General features: G+C 60.1%; 20 protein-coding genes. 16 read left to right on the top strand and 4 right to left on the bottom strand.

Annotation, left to right across the window (positions count from 1 at the left end; translation table 11 throughout):
• The first annotated feature begins 165 nt into the window (after positions 1-165).
• From ACP7DW_RS22985 to ACP7DW_RS23055, 15 genes are all read left to right on the top strand, one after another.
• Positions 166-1281 carry an efflux RND transporter periplasmic adaptor subunit gene (locus ACP7DW_RS22985; protein ID WP_071080496.1) on the top strand — a complete coding sequence of 372 codons (1116 nt, stop codon included), beginning with the start codon at positions 166-168 and terminating at the stop codon, positions 1279-1281.
• The gene (locus tag ACP7DW_RS22990) at positions 1281-4364 is read left to right on the top strand and encodes an efflux RND transporter permease subunit (RefSeq protein ID WP_071080494.1); all 3084 of its coding nucleotides are present in this window, start codon (positions 1281-1283) and stop codon (positions 4362-4364) included. The genes ACP7DW_RS22985 and ACP7DW_RS22990 overlap by 1 nt, the downstream gene beginning before the upstream one ends.
• A complete protein-coding gene (locus ACP7DW_RS22995) occupies positions 4357-4659 on the top strand; it encodes a DUF3240 family protein (protein ID WP_071080492.1) in 303 nt (100 codons plus the stop codon). The genes ACP7DW_RS22990 and ACP7DW_RS22995 overlap by 8 nt, the downstream gene beginning before the upstream one ends.
• Positions 4656-5885, top strand: a complete 1230-nt coding sequence (locus tag ACP7DW_RS23000) for a TolC family protein (RefSeq protein WP_071080490.1) — start codon at positions 4656-4658, stop codon at positions 5883-5885. The genes ACP7DW_RS22995 and ACP7DW_RS23000 overlap by 4 nt, the downstream gene beginning before the upstream one ends.
• 60 nt (positions 5886-5945) lie before the next feature.
• Positions 5946-6647, top strand: coding sequence for a HupE/UreJ family protein (locus ACP7DW_RS23005; protein WP_071080571.1), 702 nt, complete (start codon positions 5946-5948; stop codon positions 6645-6647).
• A gap of 11 nt (positions 6648-6658) precedes the next feature.
• Positions 6659-7267, top strand: coding sequence for a hypothetical protein (locus ACP7DW_RS23010; protein ID WP_071080487.1), 609 nt, complete (start codon positions 6659-6661; stop codon positions 7265-7267).
• A 110-nt stretch (positions 7268-7377) separates the two neighbouring features.
• Positions 7378-7740, top strand: coding sequence for a hypothetical protein (locus tag ACP7DW_RS23015; RefSeq protein ID WP_071080481.1), 363 nt, complete (start codon positions 7378-7380; stop codon positions 7738-7740).
• Positions 7741-7847: 107 nt separating this feature from the next.
• Entirely contained in the window at positions 7848-8936 is a 1089-nt protein-coding gene (locus ACP7DW_RS23020) for a DMT family transporter (protein ID WP_071080479.1), read from the top strand.
• A 913-nt stretch (positions 8937-9849) separates the two neighbouring features.
• Positions 9850-10185 carry an ArsR/SmtB family transcription factor gene (locus tag ACP7DW_RS23025; RefSeq protein WP_071080477.1) on the top strand — a complete coding sequence of 112 codons (336 nt, stop codon included), beginning with the start codon at positions 9850-9852 and terminating at the stop codon, positions 10183-10185.
• A complete protein-coding gene (locus tag ACP7DW_RS23030) occupies positions 10182-10613 on the top strand; it encodes a YeeE/YedE family protein (protein ID WP_071080474.1) in 432 nt (143 codons plus the stop codon). The genes ACP7DW_RS23025 and ACP7DW_RS23030 overlap by 4 nt, the downstream gene beginning before the upstream one ends.
• 10 nt (positions 10614-10623) lie before the next feature.
• On the top strand, positions 10624-11058 hold the full coding sequence (locus tag ACP7DW_RS23035; protein WP_071080471.1) for a YeeE/YedE family protein: 435 nt from the start codon (positions 10624-10626) through the stop codon (positions 11056-11058).
• 138 nt (positions 11059-11196) lie between these two features.
• The gene (locus tag ACP7DW_RS23040) at positions 11197-11832 is read left to right on the top strand and encodes a class I SAM-dependent methyltransferase (protein ID WP_071080468.1); all 636 of its coding nucleotides are present in this window, start codon (positions 11197-11199) and stop codon (positions 11830-11832) included.
• Positions 11833-11902: 70 nt separating this feature from the next.
• Positions 11903-12094 (top strand): YgaP family membrane protein, encoded by a 192-nt coding sequence (locus ACP7DW_RS23045; RefSeq protein ID WP_081345020.1) that lies wholly within the window; start codon positions 11903-11905, stop codon positions 12092-12094.
• Between the two features lie 22 nt (positions 12095-12116).
• Positions 12117-12470 carry a carboxymuconolactone decarboxylase family protein gene (locus tag ACP7DW_RS23050; RefSeq protein ID WP_071080465.1) on the top strand — a complete coding sequence of 118 codons (354 nt, stop codon included), beginning with the start codon at positions 12117-12119 and terminating at the stop codon, positions 12468-12470.
• 50 nt (positions 12471-12520) lie between these two features.
• Complete coding sequence (locus ACP7DW_RS23055) at positions 12521-13372, top strand: c-type cytochrome (protein WP_242428566.1); 852 nt, start codon at positions 12521-12523, stop codon at positions 13370-13372.
• Positions 13373-13448: 76 nt separating this feature from the next.
• Here the strand turns inward: ACP7DW_RS23055 and ACP7DW_RS23060 are convergent, their stop codons facing one another.
• From ACP7DW_RS23060 to ACP7DW_RS23075, 4 genes are all read right to left on the bottom strand, one after another.
• Positions 13449-13796 carry a rhodanese-like domain-containing protein gene (locus ACP7DW_RS23060; RefSeq protein ID WP_071080462.1) on the bottom strand — a complete coding sequence of 116 codons (348 nt, stop codon included), beginning with the start codon at positions 13794-13796 and terminating at the stop codon, positions 13449-13451.
• A 71-nt stretch (positions 13797-13867) separates the two neighbouring features.
• Positions 13868-14665 carry a sulfite exporter TauE/SafE family protein gene (locus tag ACP7DW_RS23065; RefSeq protein ID WP_071080459.1) on the bottom strand — a complete coding sequence of 266 codons (798 nt, stop codon included), beginning with the start codon at positions 14663-14665 and terminating at the stop codon, positions 13868-13870.
• 2 nt (positions 14666-14667) lie between these two features.
• Positions 14668-16338 carry a bifunctional protein tyrosine phosphatase family protein/NAD(P)/FAD-dependent oxidoreductase gene (locus ACP7DW_RS23070; protein ID WP_071080454.1) on the bottom strand — a complete coding sequence of 557 codons (1671 nt, stop codon included), beginning with the start codon at positions 16336-16338 and terminating at the stop codon, positions 14668-14670.
• Positions 16339-16368: 30 nt separating this feature from the next.
• The gene (locus tag ACP7DW_RS23075) at positions 16369-17247 is read right to left on the bottom strand and encodes an MBL fold metallo-hydrolase (RefSeq protein WP_071080451.1); all 879 of its coding nucleotides are present in this window, start codon (positions 17245-17247) and stop codon (positions 16369-16371) included.
• Between the two features lie 245 nt (positions 17248-17492).
• Between ACP7DW_RS23075 and ACP7DW_RS23080 the strand changes: the two genes are divergently transcribed.
• Positions 17493-18824: a sigma-54 interaction domain-containing protein gene (locus tag ACP7DW_RS23080; RefSeq protein WP_071080447.1), complete on the top strand. Its 1332-nt coding sequence runs from the start codon at positions 17493-17495 to the stop codon at positions 18822-18824.
• The last annotated feature ends 12 nt before the right edge of the window (positions 18825-18836 follow it).

Here is an 18836-nt window from a genome sequence, read left to right on the forward strand (position 1 = left end):
CGCCCTGATGCGCCGTGCGTCTCTGTCCTCGTTGCATCTTTTACCTTTTGCTGCCTTCCTTCACAGCCGCCACTCTGGCGCGTCTGGGGAGCGTTGGCGTGCCTGGCCTGCGGGCCATGGCCTCGATTACCCGGTAGCCCTGTCTGTCTCATTCAGGAAAGAATCATGAAAACAAGAGAAATACTCTCGCCCCTATGTCTGGCGCTTGCGCTGGCATTGTGCCTTCCGTCGTCCGCTGCGGAGCGTTCGGCCAAATTTGCTGTCACGGAACAGCAGATGAAAGCCCTCGATATTCAAGTGCGGGCATTGCAGCGCGATGCCGAGTTGGTCGTGCTGAGCCTGCCTGCACAAGTCACGTTGCCCGCCAGTGGCGAACAGATTGTCAGCTCGCCTGTGACGGGCCTGGCGGTGCAGTTGTACGTACAACCGAACCAGGTAGTCAAGCGCGGCGCACCATTGCTGCGCCTGGTGAGCCAGGAACTCGGGCCTTTGCAATTGCAATTGCTGCAAGCTGCGAGCCGGGCCGGCCTGGCCCGCCAGACTGCGCAGCGCGAACGCGCCTTGTTCGATGAAGGCATCATCGCCCAGCGCCGCGTACAGGAAGCGCAGACGGCGCTGCAGGACAGCGAAGCGACATTGCGGCAGGCTAAAGCTGCGCTGCGCCTGGCCGGTCTGCCGGCGCAGGCAATTGAGCGCATTATTGCCAGCGGCAAGCTGGAGGATGGAGTGACGCTGACGGCCACCCAGGCCGGCATCGTGACCCAGATCGAAGTCAAACCAGGCCAGCGCATCGATCCTGCCACAGCCTTGCTGCATCTGACGCAACTCGATCGCCTGGCACTGGAAATCCAGGCGCCCGCAGCGCAATCTGCGGCCTGGCGCGTAGGCGGTACCCTGCAGGTCGAGGGGCGCAACAGCAAGGCACGCATCGTCAGTATCAGCCCCGTCGTCGCGCCAGGCAGCCAGACGGTCGCCATCCGCGCGGAACTCGATGCCGGCACCAGCGGCTTGCGGCCCGGCGAAATGGTCACAGTGCAATTGCCACTGGGCGCCAATACGGCCGCCTGGGACGTGCCACTGGCCGCGCTGGCGCACGACGGCAAGCAAGCCTATGTATTTGTGCACTCCAAGGACGGTTTTGAAGCGCGTCCGGTCGCCGTCGTCAGTAGCGCAGGGCAGCGCGTGCGGGTGTCCGGCATGCTCAAGGCCGGTGAGAAAATTGCCGTCTCCGGTGTTGTGGCCCTGAAAGGCTCCTGGCTGGGCGAGAAAGGGGGCAGCTGATGCTCGCCCGCCTGATCCAGGCATGCCTCTCGCAACGCCTGTTTGTCCTGCTCGCAGCGCTGATGCTGGGCGGCGCCGGGTGGTATGCGTTCAAGCAGCTGCCCATCGATGCCTTTCCTGATGTTTCCAGTACACAGGTCAAGATCATCATGAAAGCCCCCGGCATGACGCCGGAAGAGGTGGAAAGCCGTATTGCGGTGCCGGTTGAAGTTGAAATGCTGGGCATTCCGAAGACCAAGGTCCTGCGGTCGGTGACGAAATACGGCCTAGCCGACGTAACCATCGACTTTCAGGACGGCACCGATATCTTCTGGGCACGCCAGCAAGTCAGTGAGCGGCTGGCCGGCATCACGGACAGCTTGCCGAGTGGCATCAGCGGCGGCATGGCGCCGGTTACCACGCCGCTCGGGGAAATGTTCATGTTTACCATCGAGGGCGGCGGTCTTTCCCTGGCCGAGCGCCGCAGCTTGCTCGACTGGGTGATCCGGCCCGCCTTGCGCACGGTGCCCGGCGTGGCCGATGTGAATGCCCTGGGCGGTGTCGTGCGCGCCTTCGAGGTCGTGCCCAATCCACTGGCCATGGCGGCAGGCGGTGTCACCCTGGCGCAGTTGAGCGAGGCCATCCGTGCCAACAACCGCAACGACGGTGCCGGACGCCTGGGTGAAGGCGATGAAGTACTACTCGTGCGTAGCGAGGGCAGCATCACCAGCCTCGATGATCTGCGCGCGGTCGTCGTCACGGTGCAAAACGGGGCGCCGCTACGCGTGGGCGCACTGGCCGACGTGCGTATCGGCTCGCTGACACGCTATGGCGTCGTCACCCAGAGCGGCAAAGGGGAGGCGGTGCAGGGACTGGTGCTGGGTCTTGCCGGCGCCAATGCGCAGCAAGTGGTTGAGGGTGTGCGCAAGAAGCTCGGCGAGATCCAGCCGACCTTGCCCAAGGGCGTCACCCTGAATGTTTTCTATGACCGGGCCGAGCTCGTTTCGAAAGCCGTGGGCGCCGTCTCGTCGGCGCTGCTGGAGGCAACGGTGATTGTCGTCGTCCTCCTGGTCCTGTTCCTCGGAAACATGCGCGCGGCTCTCACAGTAGCACTGGTCTTGCCGCTGGCGGCGCTGATCACCTTCATTCTCATGCGCGGCTTCAATATGTCGGCCAATCTGATGAGTCTGGGCGGCTTGGCCATTGCCATCGGCATGCTGGTCGATGCGGCTGTGGTGGTGGTGGAAAACATCGTCCAAAGGCTGGCGCACGACCCGACGGCGGGCAAGTTGCCGCGCCTGCATACGATATACCGGGCGGTGCGCGAAGTGGCCGTCCCGGTCACTTCCGGCATCGTCATCATTATCACGGTCTTTTTGCCGCTGCTGACCTTGCAGGATCTGGAAGGCAAATTCTTTGCCCCGGTCGCCCTGGCCATCGTCTTTGCACTGGCAGGCTCGCTGCTGCTGTCGTTGACCGTCATTCCCGTGCTGGCCTCGTATCTGCTACGCGACGTAGCGCATCAGGAACCCTGGTTGCCGCGCAAGCTGCTGATCTGGTACGAACCCGTGCTGGCCTGGAGCATGCGCCGGCAACGGGTGGTTGCTATCGGCGCCGCAGTCATGCTACTCGGCGCGGGCTTGCTCTACACACAGGTGGGCAAGACGTTCATGCCAACCATGGATGAGGGCGACCTGATTGTCGGCATCGAAAAGCTGCCTTCCGTCAGCCTGGAGCAAAGCGCTGCACTGGACCTCAAGATTCATCAGGCCCTGATGCAGGCGCTGCCGGAAGTGACGGGCGTGGTGGCGCGTGCGGGCTCTGACGAGATCGGCCTCGACCCGATGGGTTTGAATCAAACCGACACCTATCTCTTGCTCAAGCCACGCGGCGAATGGCGGATGAAGGGCAAGGAAGCGCTGATGGACGAGATCCGCAAGGTACTCGACCAGCTGCCGGGCATTAAATACAGTTTTACGCAACCGATCGAAATGCGCGTGAGCGAGATGATTATTGGCGTGCGCGGCGATATCGCCGTGAAAATCTTCGGTCCCGACCTGGCGCAACTAAACCAATTCGCGTCGCAGGTGGAAAGCGTGCTGAAAACCATACCGGGCAATCAGGATGTGTACACGGTGCAAAACGATGGCGTGCAATACCTGCGGGTGGCGGTCGACCGCCTGCAGGCGGGCCGGCTGGGCTTGAGCGTCGAGGAAATCCAGGATGCGTTGCGGGTGCAGATCGAAGGCCAGCAGGCCGGGCATGCGGTCGAGGGCAACCGCCGAACACCGATCGTCTTGCGCGCCGACGAGTCCATCCGCCTGTCGCCGACGGATTTCGCCGCCGTACGCATCACCGCCAAGGATGGCAGCAGCGTGCCGCTCAGCACTGTGGCGAAGCTGGAACGCGCCGAAGGACCGGTCAAGATCGACCGCGAGATGGGCAGCCGCTACAGCGTGGTGATTGCCAATGTCAGCGGGCGCGACCTGGTGGGCTTCGTCAACGAGGCCAAGGCCAGCGTCGCCAAGACCCTTGCCTTGCCGACCGGCTACCGCATCACCTGGGGCGGCCAGTTCGAGAACCAGCAGCGTGCGGCCGCGCGCCTGGGCGTGGTCGTTCCGGTGGCCTTGGGACTGATCTTTATCGTGTTGTTTTCCACCTTCCGCTCGGTACGCCAGGCGCTGCTGATTCTGTCGATCATCCCGTTCGCCTTGGTGGGCGGCATCGTTGCCTTGTGGGCCACGGGTGAGTATCTGTCCGTGCCGGCATCGGTGGGCTTTATCGCCTTGCTGGGTATTACGGTGCTCAATGGAATCGTTCTGGTCAGTTACTTCAATCAGCTGCGTGCCGAAGGCATGGCCATGGCAGAGCTTGTGGTGCAGGGGGCGCGCCGCCGCCTGCGCCCCGTGATGATGACCGCCTCGATTACGGCCTTTGGTCTGATCCCGCTGCTGTTCGCCAGCGGGCCGGGCTCGGAAATCCAGCGCCCCTTGGCCATTGTGGTGATAGGCGGCTTGATCACGGCGACTGCCTTGACTCTGCTGTTGTTGCCCATTCTTTATTTGCGCTTCGCCGTGGCGAAGCAGGAGAAACCCCATGACTGAACTGTGTTTAACCTTGCTGTGTTCTCCGGCGCTGGAAGAGCGCGTGCTCGACACGCTGCTGATGAGCAGTGAAATTTCGCTTTTTACCAGTACGGCGGCCGCCGCGCACGGCCTGGCGCACGACCGGCTCAGCGCCACCGAGCAAGTGCTTGGCCTAGCCAAAATGACGCGCATCGATGCACTTTTGCCGGAAGCGCATCGGGAAAAGGTGCTGACTATGCTGCGCCAAGTCTTGCAGGGCGGCGGTGTGCGCTATTGGCTCACCCCCATTACCGAAGCGGGGGAGCTGCTATGAAGTATGGATTACTCATTGCGCTGGCAACTGGTGCGGTCCAAGCCGCTCCTCTCCCGCCTGCGCCCGGATTGCCGCCAACAGCGATAGTCCGTCCCTTGCTGGATCAGGATCCGGAGGTGGCCGCCGCCCGTGCCGGGCGCGAGATGTTACGCCAGGATGCCGCGCTTGCGCAAGACTCGCCTTATGAGTGGACCGCCAAGGTCACGGCCCAGCGGCGTACCGTGGAAGCCGGCCCCCATTATAAGGAGTGGAATGCGGGCATAGAACGCACGCTGCGCCTGCCGGCCAAGGCCAGTGCCGATCGTCGCATCAGCCAGGCGCTGCTGGACGAGGGTGACGCACGCTATGGCGAGGCCTTGCACGAGACCGCCCGAGAACTGCTGGGGCTGTGGTTGGACTGGGCGCACGCGGAGCAGGCACTGGTATTGGCAGCTGAGCACCAGCAGGCGGCCAGCGACAATTTGGCAGCAGTTAACAAGCGCGTCAAGGCTGGCGATGCCGCCGCACTCGATGCCGGCCTGGCGCGTGGCGACCTGGCCGACCAGCAACGCCTCGGTATTGAAGCCAAAACGGCGGCTGCTGTTGCGTGGGCGCGCCTGCATGCGCGTTTTCCGGGCTTCCCCCGCGTGTTAGCCACCTTGCCATCCTCGCTGCCGCTTGCCGAGTCGCCTACGTTCTGGCGTGAACGGATCCTGGCACAGAGTGATGAACTCAAAATTACCGAGGCGCAATTGCTCAAGGCACAAGCCGTCAGCGCGCGCATGCGCGCCGAACGCACGCCAGACCCAACCGTTGGCCTGTACACGGCATCGGAAGTGGGTGGACGTGAGCGCATCACCGGCATCATGTTCAGCATCCCCTTGCCTGGAGCGCAGCGGGCCGGGCGCGATGGGCGAGCCGCCCAAGCGATGGCGGTGTCCCAGCATGAAGTCGCGCTGAAGCGACGTGCTCTTGACGGGCTCATCGCCGTGGCGATGGCTTCCGCGCAAGGCGCACAGGAAGGCTGGCAGGTGGCCGAAGCGGGCGCGGCGGACATGCGCGACAACGCTCGACTGCTGCAACGCGCCTACACCTTGGGCGAGACCGATTTGCCTACGCTATTGACGGCGCGGCGCCAGGCAACCACTGCCGAGCAAAATGCCCTGGCAGCGCGTATCGCTGCGGCGCGTGCGTATTACGGGGTCTTGGTCGATGCGCATGTAGTCTGGGATATGGAGCATGAATAAGGCATTTTTCCAGGCGTCGCCCGACGCCATGGCTTTTAACAGGAGCACTACGTGAAATTGATGACGAACAAGCCGGGCCTTGGCGCCCGGTGGAGCTGGCTGACCGGCACCTTGCTGTGGCTGTGCGCCGCCATCGCGGCGGCGCACGGTGTTTCCGAGTCGGACAAAGGTTTTCTGCAGGCCAGCAGTGGCATGCAAATCCTGCCTTACATCTATCTGGGGGCCAAGCACATGGTCACCGGCTACGATCATTTGCTGTTTTTGTGCGGCGTAATCTTCTTCTTGTATCGCATGAAGGATATTGGCCTGTACGTGACGCTGTTTGCCATTGGCCACAGCACTACCTTGCTGCTGGGCGTGATCAACGGCTGGCACATCAATGCTTATTTTGTCGATGCAATTATCGGCTTGTCCATCGTGTACCGCGCTTTCGATAACCTGGGCGGTTTCAAGAGCGTCGTTGGGGTGCAGCCGAACAAGCGGGCGGCTGTGCTGATCTTCGGTTTCTTCCATGGTCTCGGCCTAGCCACCAAGCTGCAGGACTTTGCCCTGTCCGCCGATGGCCTGGTGCCGAACATGATTGCCTTCAATGTCGGTGTGGAGATCGGCCAGTTGCTCGCTCTGAGCATGATCCTGATCGCCATGCGCTACTGGCGCAGCACCACCAGCTTTGTACGGCATGCCGCCACCGGCAATTTCGTCCTGATGACGGCCGGATTCATTCTGGCTGGCTTTCAATTCACCGGCTTTCTCAGCAAATAGGAACACTACCCATGACATCCATCCCAATGAACGGCGGCATTTCGGTAGCTAAAAAAGAACTGCTGCGCGGTACCGGACTGGCGGCCCTCGTCGCCGGCCTCATTTTGACCGTCGCGGTCCTGCCTGCCGAATATGGCATCGATCCGACAGGAATCGGCAAGGCGCTGGGCTTGACCAGCTTGCATCGCCCGGCAACGGCGGCCGCCGATAGCGCACCCGCGCCACAAGGATCGCAAGTATCTGCGCCCGGCGAGGAACGCGCACTCACGATTGCCGCCAAGCAAACGGTGCCATATCGCTCGGACGAGCAAGAAATTACGCTGGCGCCCGGCAAGGGACTAGAAGTCAAAACTCACCTGGCCAAGGGAGCAACGCTGATTTATTCCTGGGAAACGAAGGGTGGCGCCGTGGTCAATCATGATTTCCATGGCGAGCCAGTCAACGCGCGCGAGGACGAGTTCGAGAGCTTTATCGCCGATAAAGGTGTAAGCAGTTCCAGTGGCTCGCTGATCGCACCATTTACGGGCGTACACGGCTGGTACTGGAAAAACAAATCGGCCGAGCCGGTGACCCTTGTGCTGCGCTCCAGCGGTTTCTACGCGGACATTTACAAAAAGTAAGTAGTACCGCTTGTTTCCTGTGCGCAGCGCTGAAAACACGGAGCCGCGTACATGTACGACGGCTTGTCGCGGCGAGGCCGACCAAAATCGCCGCATCCATGGAGAATTGCATGAAAAAAGTTATGTTGACGTTGGCTGCCTTGTTGCTCGTTTCCGCCGCATCTGGTGCGTGGGCGCACACCGACCACGACCATGATGAGGCGCCAGCGCAGATCAAGCTCGAACTAAAGGGCGGTAAGACGGGAGCCACGGTGTATGCCAAAAGCGCGGGAAAGAACTATGCGACGGCCGGCGCGACGGGTGTGTTGACGATTATCTCGGGTGGTACCAAGACCGACGTTGTCTTGCAGCCTGGCGCCGACAATACAATGGTTGGCAAGACGGCGGCGCCGTTGGCCGCGGGCACCCGAGCCCAGGCCAGCATCACCTTCGCGGACAAGAACACAGTCAAGGCCGAGCTGGTCGCCAAGTAAACGACCATGCGGCCCCTCACCGGGCCGCAATGAGGGGCGCGCTGGCAGCGTGTGCCAGATCGTGCATACTGGCACCCAAGTTAAAAAATACGTTATGAAAGCATGGCATGGCATCTTCATCATCTTCACCTGGGGCGGGTGTGCATCAGGGCGTCGTGTACGCCTTACTGGCGGCAGCCCTGTTTGGCGCCAGCACGCCATTTGCCAAAACGCTGGTAGGGCAGGTCGCCCCGGTGACCCTGGCCGGCATACTGTATCTGGGCAGCGGACTGGGCCTGCTGGCCTGCTTCCTGGTGCGCGCGGTGCTCACCCGCAACAATCAGGACAAACCCGCCACGCTCACGGGAGCGGATCTACCCTGGCTTGCGGGGGCGATCGCCTTCGGCGGGATTGCGGGGCCGGTCTTGCTGATGTTTGGCCTGACGCTCACGCCTGCCTCATCGGCATCGTTACTGCTCAATATCGAGGGCGTGCTCACGGCGATGCTTGCCTGGTTCGTCTTCAAGGAAAATTTCGACCGCCGCATTTTCATAGGCATGCTGCTGATTGTCTCCGCCGGCATCCTGCTGTCGTGGGAGCAAGTGCCCAAGCTTGGTGTGCCTTGGGGCGCGATCGCCATTGTCGGCGCCTGCCTGTGCTGGGGCATCGACAATAACCTGACGCGCAAGGTGTCGGCCAGCGACGCTTTGCAGATTGCCGCCTTGAAGGGCTTGGTAGCCGGTTCCGTCAACCTGGCCATCGCTCTGGCCCTGGGTTATAACTTGCCCAGCGCTGCTGTCACTTTGAGCGCAGGATTGGTCGGTTTTTGCGGCTATGGATTGAGTCTTGTCATGTTTGTGCTGGCTCTACGGTATCTGGGGACGGCACGCACGGGTGCTTACTTCTCCGCAGCGCCATTTGTCGGCGCGGTCATCTCCTTGTTCATGCTGGGCGATATTCCCGGACTGCTGTTCTGGCTAGCCGCCGCGCTGATGGCAGCAGGTATTTGGCTGCATTTAACGGAAAATCACGAGCACGATCATGAGCATGAGCCGATGTCCCACACCCATGCGCACAGCCACGATGCCCATCACCAGCACACACATGACGACAGTTGGGACGGCAAGGAGCCGCATGTGCACGCCCATCGACATTTGCCTTTGCGCCATGTGCATCCCCATTATCCCGACATTCATCATCGGCACGATCATTCATGACTACGGCTAAAAAAGGGCGGGCATGGGCTGAAATTACGCATCCTCGCAATCTGGGGTCTGAGGCGCAGTGTAACGGAAAATCGGGTTAAGCCTCTGGCGCTAGGTTGTACGCCAGAATTGTCGAAATCTCCGTCACTTCAACTCATATCGATTCTAAATACTCTATGTAGCTATCGTTGCTGTGACCGAAACCATTGCACGTGCCTAGAAGGACAGATGGATCATCTACGCGCGTTTCTGTCCTGCTATCGAACTGTAGCACGGCACGAAGTTAAAAATTGGTTAGTTGCTGGGAGGCACCTATTTAACCACATGGACGATCCTGTGGGCGTCGCCCACCTAGAGCAATTGACCATGTCGGTCGCAGCGGCTGAGCGCTAGGTATTCTGATGGGCGCCATCAGATGGCCTTGATAGACAGCGCCAGCGCCCTGGCGCAAGGGGCCGTCCAATGCAATTTTCCGCGCCTGGCGTCGAGCTGGCAGGGCGGCGCGCGTTTGCCGGACGCCGCAGTATCGGCCGATTCGGACTGCGCTGCGCCATCCACAGGCCAGAAGGGGAGCAGATGGTGCCCGCGCCGGCAATAAGCATCGCCGCCTTGTAGCGTACCGTCCCGGACTTCAGGCCCATCAACGCGCCCAGGGCCGCCGCCAGGCCGACCGCCAGCAAGCCGATCGAGCCCGCCTGCGCCATGCTTAGAGCTGCACCAGACTTGGCCTTCCGACCACTGGGACAGCTCGCGCAACTTTACGACATTGGGCTGCTCCTCCAGGGTAGCCGGCCTACCCTAAAAGTTGATTCTGAAGCTATATCTTCAACGGCACGATTACTAGTTTAAGGCGACAAATAATATAACTATACATATTATATTTTTTCATATAATATAAGTTCTGTCTAATTTCTATATTTAATCTATGAGCGACTTGGAAAATGGGTTTGATTTGCAAGCTATGCGTGCGGCGGCAACTCAGGCATGCGGCATACTGAAGGTCCTCGCGAATCCGGACCGGCTGCTTCTCCTCTGCCAGCTGACGCAGGGGCCTCACTGTGTACGTGAGCTTGAAAATGTCCTCGGTATACAACAGCCAACCCTTTCTCAGCAGCTTGGCGTGTTGCGCGATGAAGCGCTGGTGACCACGCAGCGCGAAGGGAAACAGATTTTCTACAGCATTGCCAGTAGCGAGGCAAAGGCTGTCATGCAGGTGCTATATCAACTCTATTGTGAAAAAGCAACGGGAGCAACATCATGATGATCGATTGGGTCAATTTCACGCCTTGGACCTCCCTGGCCGGCGGCATGCTGATCGGCTTGGCAGCAGCAATGTTTTTACTTTTCAACGGCCGTATTGCCGGGATCAGCGGCATCCTCGGCGGTTTGCTGCAATGGCCGACTGGCGACCTGGCGTGGCGCATCGCATTTCTGCTCGGTCTGGTTGGCGCACCACTAGTGTATGGCCTCTTTGCGCCGCTGCCCACGGTTCAAGTGGACGCGGGAGCCATAACACTGGTCGCGGCCGGTTTATTGGTCGGCATCGGTACGCGTTATGGCTCAGGTTGCACCAGCGGCCACGGGGTTTGTGGCCTGTCGCGAAGGTCGCCGCGCTCTCTGGTAGCGACCGGAGCCTTCATGGTGGCCGGCTTCCTCACCGTTTTCATCGTTCGTCACGTCATTGGATAAGGAGCGCACTATGCATAGCATCACGGCACTTATTGCAGGGATCGTTTTTGGCTTCGGTTTGATTCTCTCCGGCATGACCAATCCAGCCAAGGTCGTCGGCTTTCTCGACCTGGCAGGACGCTGGGATCCTTCGCTGGCTCTGGTCATGGGCGGCGCCATCGTTGTCGGGCTGGTGGCGTTTCGCTGGGCAGAAGGGCGCACACGGGCACTGACCGGCGCCATCATGCGCGTACCGACGGCGTCGCACATCGACCGCCGTCTGATATGGGGCGGCCTCGCCTTCGGCGCCGGCTGGGGACTGGCAGGCTATTGCCCTGGACCGGCGCTGGCGTCACTGCTCAGCGGTGGCGCCAAGCCCCTCATTTTTTTCGCCGCAATGCTTGCTGGCATGGTGGTATTTGAATTGCTGGAGCGCCTGCCAACCCGCCGAAAGCAAACTGCTTGAGCAAAAGATGACATTGCATCTCTTCCGCGCTTTGCGCCAGCACCGTTGTGACCGTGTCGACGCGAACGGGGGGGGGGGGGGCTGAACTGCAGCCGATTGACCTTGCCGTACCCGTGAACGAAATTTAGGGATGTCCACATGACGGATGACAATTCTTTCAATGATGCAGCACAAATCTGGGACAAGCGCTTTCGCCGTGCCGATTTCCTATTTGGCACTGAGCCGAGCGCCTACCTGGCGGCGCATCGCTGTTTGCTGGAAGCGGGTAAAACGGCACTGGCAGTCGCCGATGGTGAAGGTCGGAACAGCATCTGGCTGGCCAAACAAGGCCTGCAAGTCGATGCCTTCGATGTCTCTCCAGTAGGCGTGTCGAAGGCTGCGGAGCTTGCGCGTCATCACGACGTCACCGTTAATCTGCGCGTCTCCGATTGTGACGCGTGGGATTGGCAGCATGAGGCATACGATGTGGTTGCCGCAATATTTGTGCAATTTGCAGGGCCAGAAATGCGGCGCCGCATGTTTGCCAACATGATCGGCACGCTCAAGCCCGGCGGTTACCTGATCATCCAGGGCTATACGCCAAAGCAGCTGGAATACAAAACCGGCGGCCCGGGCCTACTCGATCACTTATATACCGCCGACATGATGCGTGTAGCGTTCTCCATCCTCCAAATCGTGGAATTGTGCGAATACGAAGAAGAACTCAAGGAAGGTATCCAGCACGTAGGCCGCTCGGCTTTACTCGGCATGGTTGCGCGCAAACCGCTTACGTGAACATTACTACCGTGTGCAGTATTCAGCGATTTTCTCACTCGCCCAATTTACCTACTCAGAAGGAACTATCGTGAAAAGAAACATTGGAAGTGTTGATCGCACAATTCGCATTGTGGCGGGCCTGTCCCTGATCGCCGCAGTGTTGTTGGGCCTGATTGGCCCATGGGGATGGATCGGTGTCATCCCTTTGGCTACCGGAATCTTCCGATTTTGCCCTGCATATTTACCGTTCGGGATAAGCACTTACGGGATCAAACGATAACCCCACCAACAAGGTACATAAAATGACAACAAATCCGAACGCCTACGGTGAACTGACTACTGCCATATCGAAACAACTGAGCACATTGCGCAACGATATTCCTGATGTGATGAAGGGTTTTGGCGAATTGGCGAGGGCGGCGTCGCGTGACGGTGCCCTCTCCCGGAAAACCAAAGAGCTCATTGCATTGACTTTGGGCGTGGCAGCCCATTGCGACGCCTGCACTGGCTTTCATGTGCAGGCACTTGTCAGGCTTGGCACCACAAAGGCTGAACTCGAAGAGGCTTTGGGAATGGCAATCTACATGGGCGGAGGTCCATCCGCGATGAATTCGGCAAACGCCTTGGCCGCCTTCGAGGAATTCTCGGCGGCGTAAACATTGCGAGCAGGCAGTTCACAAGAATTAAAAAAATACAGGAGATAGTGATGTCAAAAAAATACATGTCGAGCAAGGTTGACCGGCCGCTGTGGGGGGCGCAAATCCTTGCAACAATCTGCGCCGCGGTTTTTGTCATCGGCAACTCTCATGCGCAAGGCGCCGATTTCAATCCGCCGCTCGATGCCAGCATCCCGTCTGGCCCCAAGGGGGATGCTATCAAGCACGGCAAACTGCTGCTGACAGAGACACGTCAGCGCCTGCCGAACAATGTCGGCAACGGTCTCAATTGTACCAGTTGCCATCTGGCTGGCGGCGCCACACCGAACGCCTCGCCGTGGGTCGGCATCTGGGGTGTTTTTCCGGAATACCGCGCGCGCAGCGGCAAGCTCATTTCGCTGCAAGAGCGCGTCAATGATTGCTTCGAGCGTTCGTTGAATGGCAAGCCGCTGCCGATCGCCTCGAACGAGATGAACGATATCCTCGCCTACATGCAGTGGATATCGACGGGGGTGCCAACCGGCGTCAATGTAAAGGGGCGCGGCTTCGGTTCGTTCGACCAGAAGCTCAAGCCCGATGGCGCGCAAGGCAAGCAAGTGTATGCCGCCAAGTGCGCCAGCTGCCATGGTGCCGAGGGACAGGGCCTGCCGAATGGCGCTGGCGGCTATGTCTTTCCACCGGTGTGGGGCAAGGACTCGTTCAACGATGGCGCCGGCATGGCCCGCACCTATACCGCCGCAGCCTTCGTCAAGTACAACATGCCATTAGGGCAGGGCGGCAGCCTGAGCGATCAGGAAGCGCTCGATGTCAGCGAGTACTTCACCAAGCAAGTGCGCCCGGTCTATCCAGGCAAGGCCAAGGACTGGCCAAAAGGCGACAAACCTAAGGATGCGCGTAGCTAAAATCGGTTGAAATGCGTTGCCACGCACTCGCGCGCCATGCGTGGTAACGCTGTTCAACGATAGATAGCCTGCAATATCAATCCCTGGCGCGATAAGCCTTCAACCCGCCTGCAATGAGGCGTACATTGCGGTAACCCATGGCGCGCAGTGTATCTGCGGACAATGCTCCCCGATTGTAAGCATTGCAATAACAAAGGATGACGGCATCAAGATCAGGTATTGCCTGCTCGATGTTCATTTCGAGCTTGCCCCGGCTGATGTTGAGCGAGCCCGCAATATGGTCGATGTCGTGCTCTTCCTTGTCGCGTATATCAAGTGCAATGGCACCGTTAGCCATCAGTTTATCGACATCACACGGCGATACTTCAATAGCCCGTTCACGTGCGGAATCGGCGAGCTGCTGGAATTTTTTTGTGTAAGTCATGCGAACCTTTCTGATTACATTGAGGAGGGAATAGTTGGAACGCCCGGGGCGCCAGCGCCGCCCTCCGCGGCTCAACGCAGGGCCTTGATCAGCAGCGCTACCGCGACCAGTGCCGAGACGATTGCGAAGCCCTTTTGCAAGAGCGAACCGGACAGCCTTGCCGCGACCAGGCGACCGGCGATCATGCCCGCCAGTGCGCCGCCCGAAAAGGGCAGTGCGATCGTCCATTGCAAGTGACCAGACAGCGTGCTGGCCACGACCCCTGACATTGACACGAGCGCGATGACCGCCAGAGACGTGGCCAGTATCGATTGGGTCGCCAGGTTCGTGTAGCGCTGCAGCGCCGGCACCATGACGAAGCCGCCGCCGACACCCAACAGGCCTGACAGACCACCTGCGGCCACGCCGGCCAGGGCTAGCGCGCGCGCGCACGGAGCAGTCCAGATCAACTTGCCTTTGCTCGAATCGATCTGACATGGAGGAATACGTTGGGCTGTTTGATCTTGTCCGGTGCTTGGCATCGATTTCTGAAACACGCGCCAAGCGACGAACAGCAGCACGAAGGCAAACACTATGGTCAAAGGCCGGTTAGGCATGCGTTGGGCCAGCCATAGCCCCAGCGGAGAAAACAGTATTCCCGTCACCGAGATCAGCAGCGCCGCCTTGTAACGCACGGTGCCGGCCTTCAATCCCATGATGGCGCCAAGCAGCGCCGCCAGGCCAACGGCCAGAAGGCCGATAGGTCCGGCCTCTGCCATACTGAGACCTGCGCCGAACACCAGCAGCGGTACGGCAAGAATGCCGCCGCCGGCGCCAGTTAGTGCCAGAATGATACCGACGGTAAAACCTAGCAGCAGTATCGTTGTCATGACTACAGATCCTCCAGTTCCGGCTTGGCCATCCACTCGCGTCCCTTGAGCATGGCTTTCCAGTACAGCGGCGGCAGAATACGCTCCTTCAGCAGCCACGCCAGACGCGATGGCTTGGTGCCATCGATGAGCCAGGAGGGAAAGCTGGGTGCGACCTTGCCGCCATAAGTGAATTCGGCCAGCACAATCTTGCCGCGCTCCACCGTGAGCGGGCACGAGCCATAGCCGTCGTACTGCGCGCTACCCTTGATCTTGCCCAGCGCAGCGAGCACATTGTGCGCCACCACCGGCGCTTGCTTGCGCGCCGCTGCGGCGGTCTTGGCATTGCTGGAGTTGCCGGCATCGCCCAGCGCGTGGATATTCTCGTAGACCTTGTGGCGCAGCGTGGCCGGATCGATATCGATCCAACCGGCGGCATCGGCCAGGGGACTGACGCGAATGAAATCCGGCGCGACCTGTTGCGGTACCACATGCAGCAGGTCGAATTCGCGCGTCACGACCTCCTTGCTGCCATCAGGGGTGGCGCGGCTGAAGGTGGCGGTCTTGCGCGCGCCATCGACACTGGTCAATGTGTGGCCAAAATTGAGCTTGATGTCATAGCCGCGCACGTATTCCATCAGCGCCGGCACATAGGCGGGGACGCCGAACAGCACCGCGCCGGCGTTGTAAAACTCGATCTCGATCTGCTCCAGCACGCCGCTGCGCTTCCAATGGTCAGCTGACAGATACATGGCCTTTTGCGGCGCACCGGCGCATTTGATCGGCATAGGCGGCTGCGTAAAAATTGCGTGCCCGCCTTTCAATTGTTGCACCAGTTCCCACGTGTATGGCGCCAGATGGTACAGATAGTTCGATGTGACGCCATTGCGTCCCAACGTCTCTGACAAGCCTTCGATCGCACTCCAGTTCAGCTTCAGGCCAGGACACACCACCAGTTGCTGGTATTTGACGACGCGGCAACCGTCAAGGATCACGGCATTGCGTTCCGGTTCGAACGCGGCCACGGCAGACTTGATCCAATGCACGCCGCGCGGAATCAGGGACGCCATCGTGCGCGCCGTGCTGGCGGCATCGAACACGCCGGCGCCCACCAGCGTCCAGCCGGGCTGATAGTAATGGATGTCGGCCGGATCGATGATGGCGATGTCGAGCCCGGGCCAGCGCGCCAGCAGGCTGGCTGCGGCCGCGATGCCGGCAGCGCCGCCGCCGATGATTACCACCACATGCTTTGCTTCGGCGACTTCGACCGGCGTGCGGCCAAGATTGACGATGCGGCGGATCACGCCCTTCAGGTCGAAGCCGGCATTTTTCGCCGACTCCAGGAGGGCCGGCAACGCTTGCGAATTGGCTTGCGACAGAGCCCACATCGTCGTCGAGCGCATACCGGTGCGACAGTACGCCAGCACCGGCTTGGGCAAACTGTCGAACAATTGCCCAAACGCGACACCTTGCTCATCGCTCACCTTGCCCGATTCGGCCGGCAGATAATGCGCTTCGATGCCGACGGCTTTCGCCGCATAAGCAATCTCGGCAAAGAGCGGCTGATCGGCGCCTTCGCCGTCGGGGCGATTGCAGATGATGGCGCGATAGCCTGCCTGCTTTAATTCTATGAGTTCGGCTGCGGCGATCTGCGGTGCGACCGCCAGTCCCGGCACGAGTGGGCGAATATCCATGTTGTCTCCGTGTATTTTTTATAGGATGGTTCAGGCTGCGTTGAGCGGAATTTTCAGATAGCGCACGCCGTTGTCTTCCGGTTCGGGCAAGTGGCCGGCGCGCATGTTCACCTGCACCGCCGGCAGGATCAGCGTCGGCATGTCAAGTGTCGCGTCACGCTTTTTGCGCATCGCCACGAACCCGGCTTCGCTAATGCCGTTGCGTACGTGAATGTTGTGGGCGCGCTCGTCGGCAACGCTGCTGACGAATTGCACTTCGCGCCCGCCGGGCAGGTAGTCGTGACACATGTACAGCAAGGTGTCAGACGGCAAGCTCAGTACCTTGTTAATCGAGTGAAACAGCGTATGCGCATCGCCACCGGGGAAATCGCAGCGCGCGGTGCCGTAGTCGGGCATGAACAGGGTATCGCCGACAAACGCCATTGAGTCATCGCCTACGACATAGGTCATGCAGGCCGGCGTATGGCCTGGCGTGTGCAGCGTGCGGCATTCTAAGGAGCCGATCGCAAACGTTTCATTGTCCGCGAACAAGTGATCGAATTGGCTGCCATCGCGCGCCATGTCGGCACCGGCATTGAACAGTTTGCCGAACACTTGCTGCACCGTCGTGATGTGCATGCCGATGCCAATCTGGCCGCCGAGTTGTTCCTTCAGATAAGGTGCCGCCGTCAGATGGTCGGCATGAACATGGGTTTCCAATATCCATTGCACGTTGGCGCCAAGTTCACGCACGCGCGCGATCAATTTGTCCGCCGAACGGGTGGCTGTGTGGCCCGACTTCGGGTCGTAGTCGAGCACGCTGTCGATCAATGCGCATTGCCCTGTTGTCGTATCGAGCACCAAATAACTGACGGTATTGGTGGCGGGGTCGAAAAAGCCTTCGACCTGTGCGTGTACGGTGTTTGCCATGATGATGGGTCTCCTGTGGAAGCTGGCCTGTTGCGACAGGCATGCCGGTATCACGCAATAATCATGCCAATCAATTTTTTTTTGTGCATTTTTATAAGCAATTGATTTGATGCATATTTCTATCACGTCGTTGCGCTAACGCCGCGCTATGCGCTGACATTGGCAGCTAAATGACACTCAGGTGGCAGTATTTCTGGCGTCGATGGCAGGCCTGTGGCAAGGTGACTGTCTTGCCAGGAGAGACCATGCCCATCACAACGCCTATCGTCATCGCTTTAGAGCCACATTCGCCACAAGTCCAGGCGCTGGTTTCCTTCCTCGAACACGAGCCAGATCCAATGATTGTGCTCGATCCTGAATACAACATTCTGGCAGCCAATACCGCCTATCAGCGCCAGTTCGCCAGCGTCGACAAGCCGTACATCGGCCGCAAGTGTTACCGCGTCTCGCATCACTACGATGTCCCGTGCGACCAGGCTGGCGAACATTGTCCGATGAAAAAGGCCCTGGAACTGCGCGGACCGGACCGGGTCTTGCACATCCACCACACGCCGCGCGGCCCCGAGCATGTCGAAGTCGAATTGCGTCCCATCCTCGATGAGCGCGGCGCGATCGTCGCCTACGTCGAGCGGCTCACCGTGGTGCGCAGCGCGTCGGCGCGCCCCAGCGGAGATGGCCTGGTCGGTCGCTCGCCAGCATTCAATCTGGCATTGTCGGCGTTGCAGCGGGTCGCCCCGTCGATGTTGCCGGCGCTGCTGCTGGGAGAATCCGGCACAGGCAAGGAATTGTTTGCCCGCGCCGTGCACGAGGGCAGTGCGCGTGCCAGTGGACCGTTCGTTGTCGTCGATTGCTCTGGCTTGACCGAGACGCTTTTTGAAAGCGAGCTGTTTGGCCATGAAAAAGGCGCGTTCACCGGCGCTACCGCGCGCAAGCCGGGCCTGGTTGAAACGGCACAGGGCGGCACGTTGTTCCTGGATGAGATCGGCGATGTGCCGCTGGCGATGCAGGTAAAATTGTTGCGTTTGATCGAGTCTGGCACCTATCGGCGTGTCGGCAGCATCGAGACGCAGCATGCCAATTTTCGACTGGTGGCGGCGACCCACAAGTCGCTGGAAAAAATGATGACGGAGGGCGCCTTTCGCGCCGACTTGTATTACCGTATCAGCGCCTTCCCTATTCACTTGCCGGCGCTACGCGAGCGCAGCGATGACATCGCGCTCCTGGTTCATTCGTTCTTGCAGCATAGTATCTCCGGCCAGCGCCGCCTGACAATTGAACCACAAGCGCTGCTGCAACTACAGTTGCGCGCATGGCCGGGCAATATCCGCGAATTGCGCAATGTACTTGAGCGCGCGCGCCTGTTTGCCGACGATGGCGTGATCCGCTGCGAACATTTGCCATCCGCGCTGGGGCCGTCTACGCCACTACCGGCGCTGCCGATCGACACCATTCCGATCGGCGCCTCGTTGACGGAGGCTATCGCCACCTTTACCGGCACCCGCAGCGAACTGGCGACGAAACTCGGCATCAGCGAGCGCACGCTGTACCGGCGCCTGAAGAAGCTAGGCCTGGCTTGATAGCGCCGGAGG

Source organism: Janthinobacterium sp. PSRC1-1 (assembly GCF_049897525.1).
GTDB classification, from domain to species: Bacteria; Pseudomonadota; Gammaproteobacteria; order Burkholderiales; family Burkholderiaceae_D; genus Janthinobacterium; species Janthinobacterium tructae.

Coding starts and splice junctions, on each gene's coding strand:
- ACP7DW_RS22985 (WP_071080496.1), top strand. CDS start 166: ATGAAAACAAGAGAAATACTCTCGCCCCTATGTCTGGCGCTTGCGCTG.
- ACP7DW_RS22990 (WP_071080494.1), top strand. CDS start 1,281: ATGCTCGCCCGCCTGATCCAGGCATGCCTCTCGCAACGCCTGTTTGTC.
- ACP7DW_RS22995 (WP_071080492.1), top strand. CDS start 4,357: ATGACTGAACTGTGTTTAACCTTGCTGTGTTCTCCGGCGCTGGAAGAG.
- ACP7DW_RS23000 (WP_071080490.1), top strand. CDS start 4,656: ATGAAGTATGGATTACTCATTGCGCTGGCAACTGGTGCGGTCCAAGCC.
- ACP7DW_RS23005 (WP_071080571.1), top strand. CDS start 5,946: ATGACGAACAAGCCGGGCCTTGGCGCCCGGTGGAGCTGGCTGACCGGC.
- ACP7DW_RS23010 (WP_071080487.1), top strand. CDS start 6,659: ATGACATCCATCCCAATGAACGGCGGCATTTCGGTAGCTAAAAAAGAA.
- ACP7DW_RS23015 (WP_071080481.1), top strand. CDS start 7,378: ATGAAAAAAGTTATGTTGACGTTGGCTGCCTTGTTGCTCGTTTCCGCC.
- ACP7DW_RS23020 (WP_071080479.1), top strand. CDS start 7,848: ATGGCATCTTCATCATCTTCACCTGGGGCGGGTGTGCATCAGGGCGTC.
- ACP7DW_RS23025 (WP_071080477.1), top strand. CDS start 9,850: ATGAGCGACTTGGAAAATGGGTTTGATTTGCAAGCTATGCGTGCGGCG.
- ACP7DW_RS23030 (WP_071080474.1), top strand. CDS start 10,182: ATGATGATCGATTGGGTCAATTTCACGCCTTGGACCTCCCTGGCCGGC.
- ACP7DW_RS23035 (WP_071080471.1), top strand. CDS start 10,624: ATGCATAGCATCACGGCACTTATTGCAGGGATCGTTTTTGGCTTCGGT.
- ACP7DW_RS23040 (WP_071080468.1), top strand. CDS start 11,197: ATGACGGATGACAATTCTTTCAATGATGCAGCACAAATCTGGGACAAG.
- ACP7DW_RS23050 (WP_071080465.1), top strand. CDS start 12,117: ATGACAACAAATCCGAACGCCTACGGTGAACTGACTACTGCCATATCG.
- ACP7DW_RS23055 (WP_242428566.1), top strand. CDS start 12,521: ATGTCAAAAAAATACATGTCGAGCAAGGTTGACCGGCCGCTGTGGGGG.
- ACP7DW_RS23060 (WP_071080462.1), bottom strand. CDS start 13,796: ATGACTTACACAAAAAAATTCCAGCAGCTCGCCGATTCCGCACGTGAA.
- ACP7DW_RS23065 (WP_071080459.1), bottom strand. CDS start 14,665: ATGACAACGATACTGCTGCTAGGTTTTACCGTCGGTATCATTCTGGCA.
- ACP7DW_RS23070 (WP_071080454.1), bottom strand. CDS start 16,338: ATGGATATTCGCCCACTCGTGCCGGGACTGGCGGTCGCACCGCAGATC.
- ACP7DW_RS23075 (WP_071080451.1), bottom strand. CDS start 17,247: ATGGCAAACACCGTACACGCACAGGTCGAAGGCTTTTTCGACCCCGCC.
- ACP7DW_RS23080 (WP_071080447.1), top strand. CDS start 17,493: ATGCCCATCACAACGCCTATCGTCATCGCTTTAGAGCCACATTCGCCA.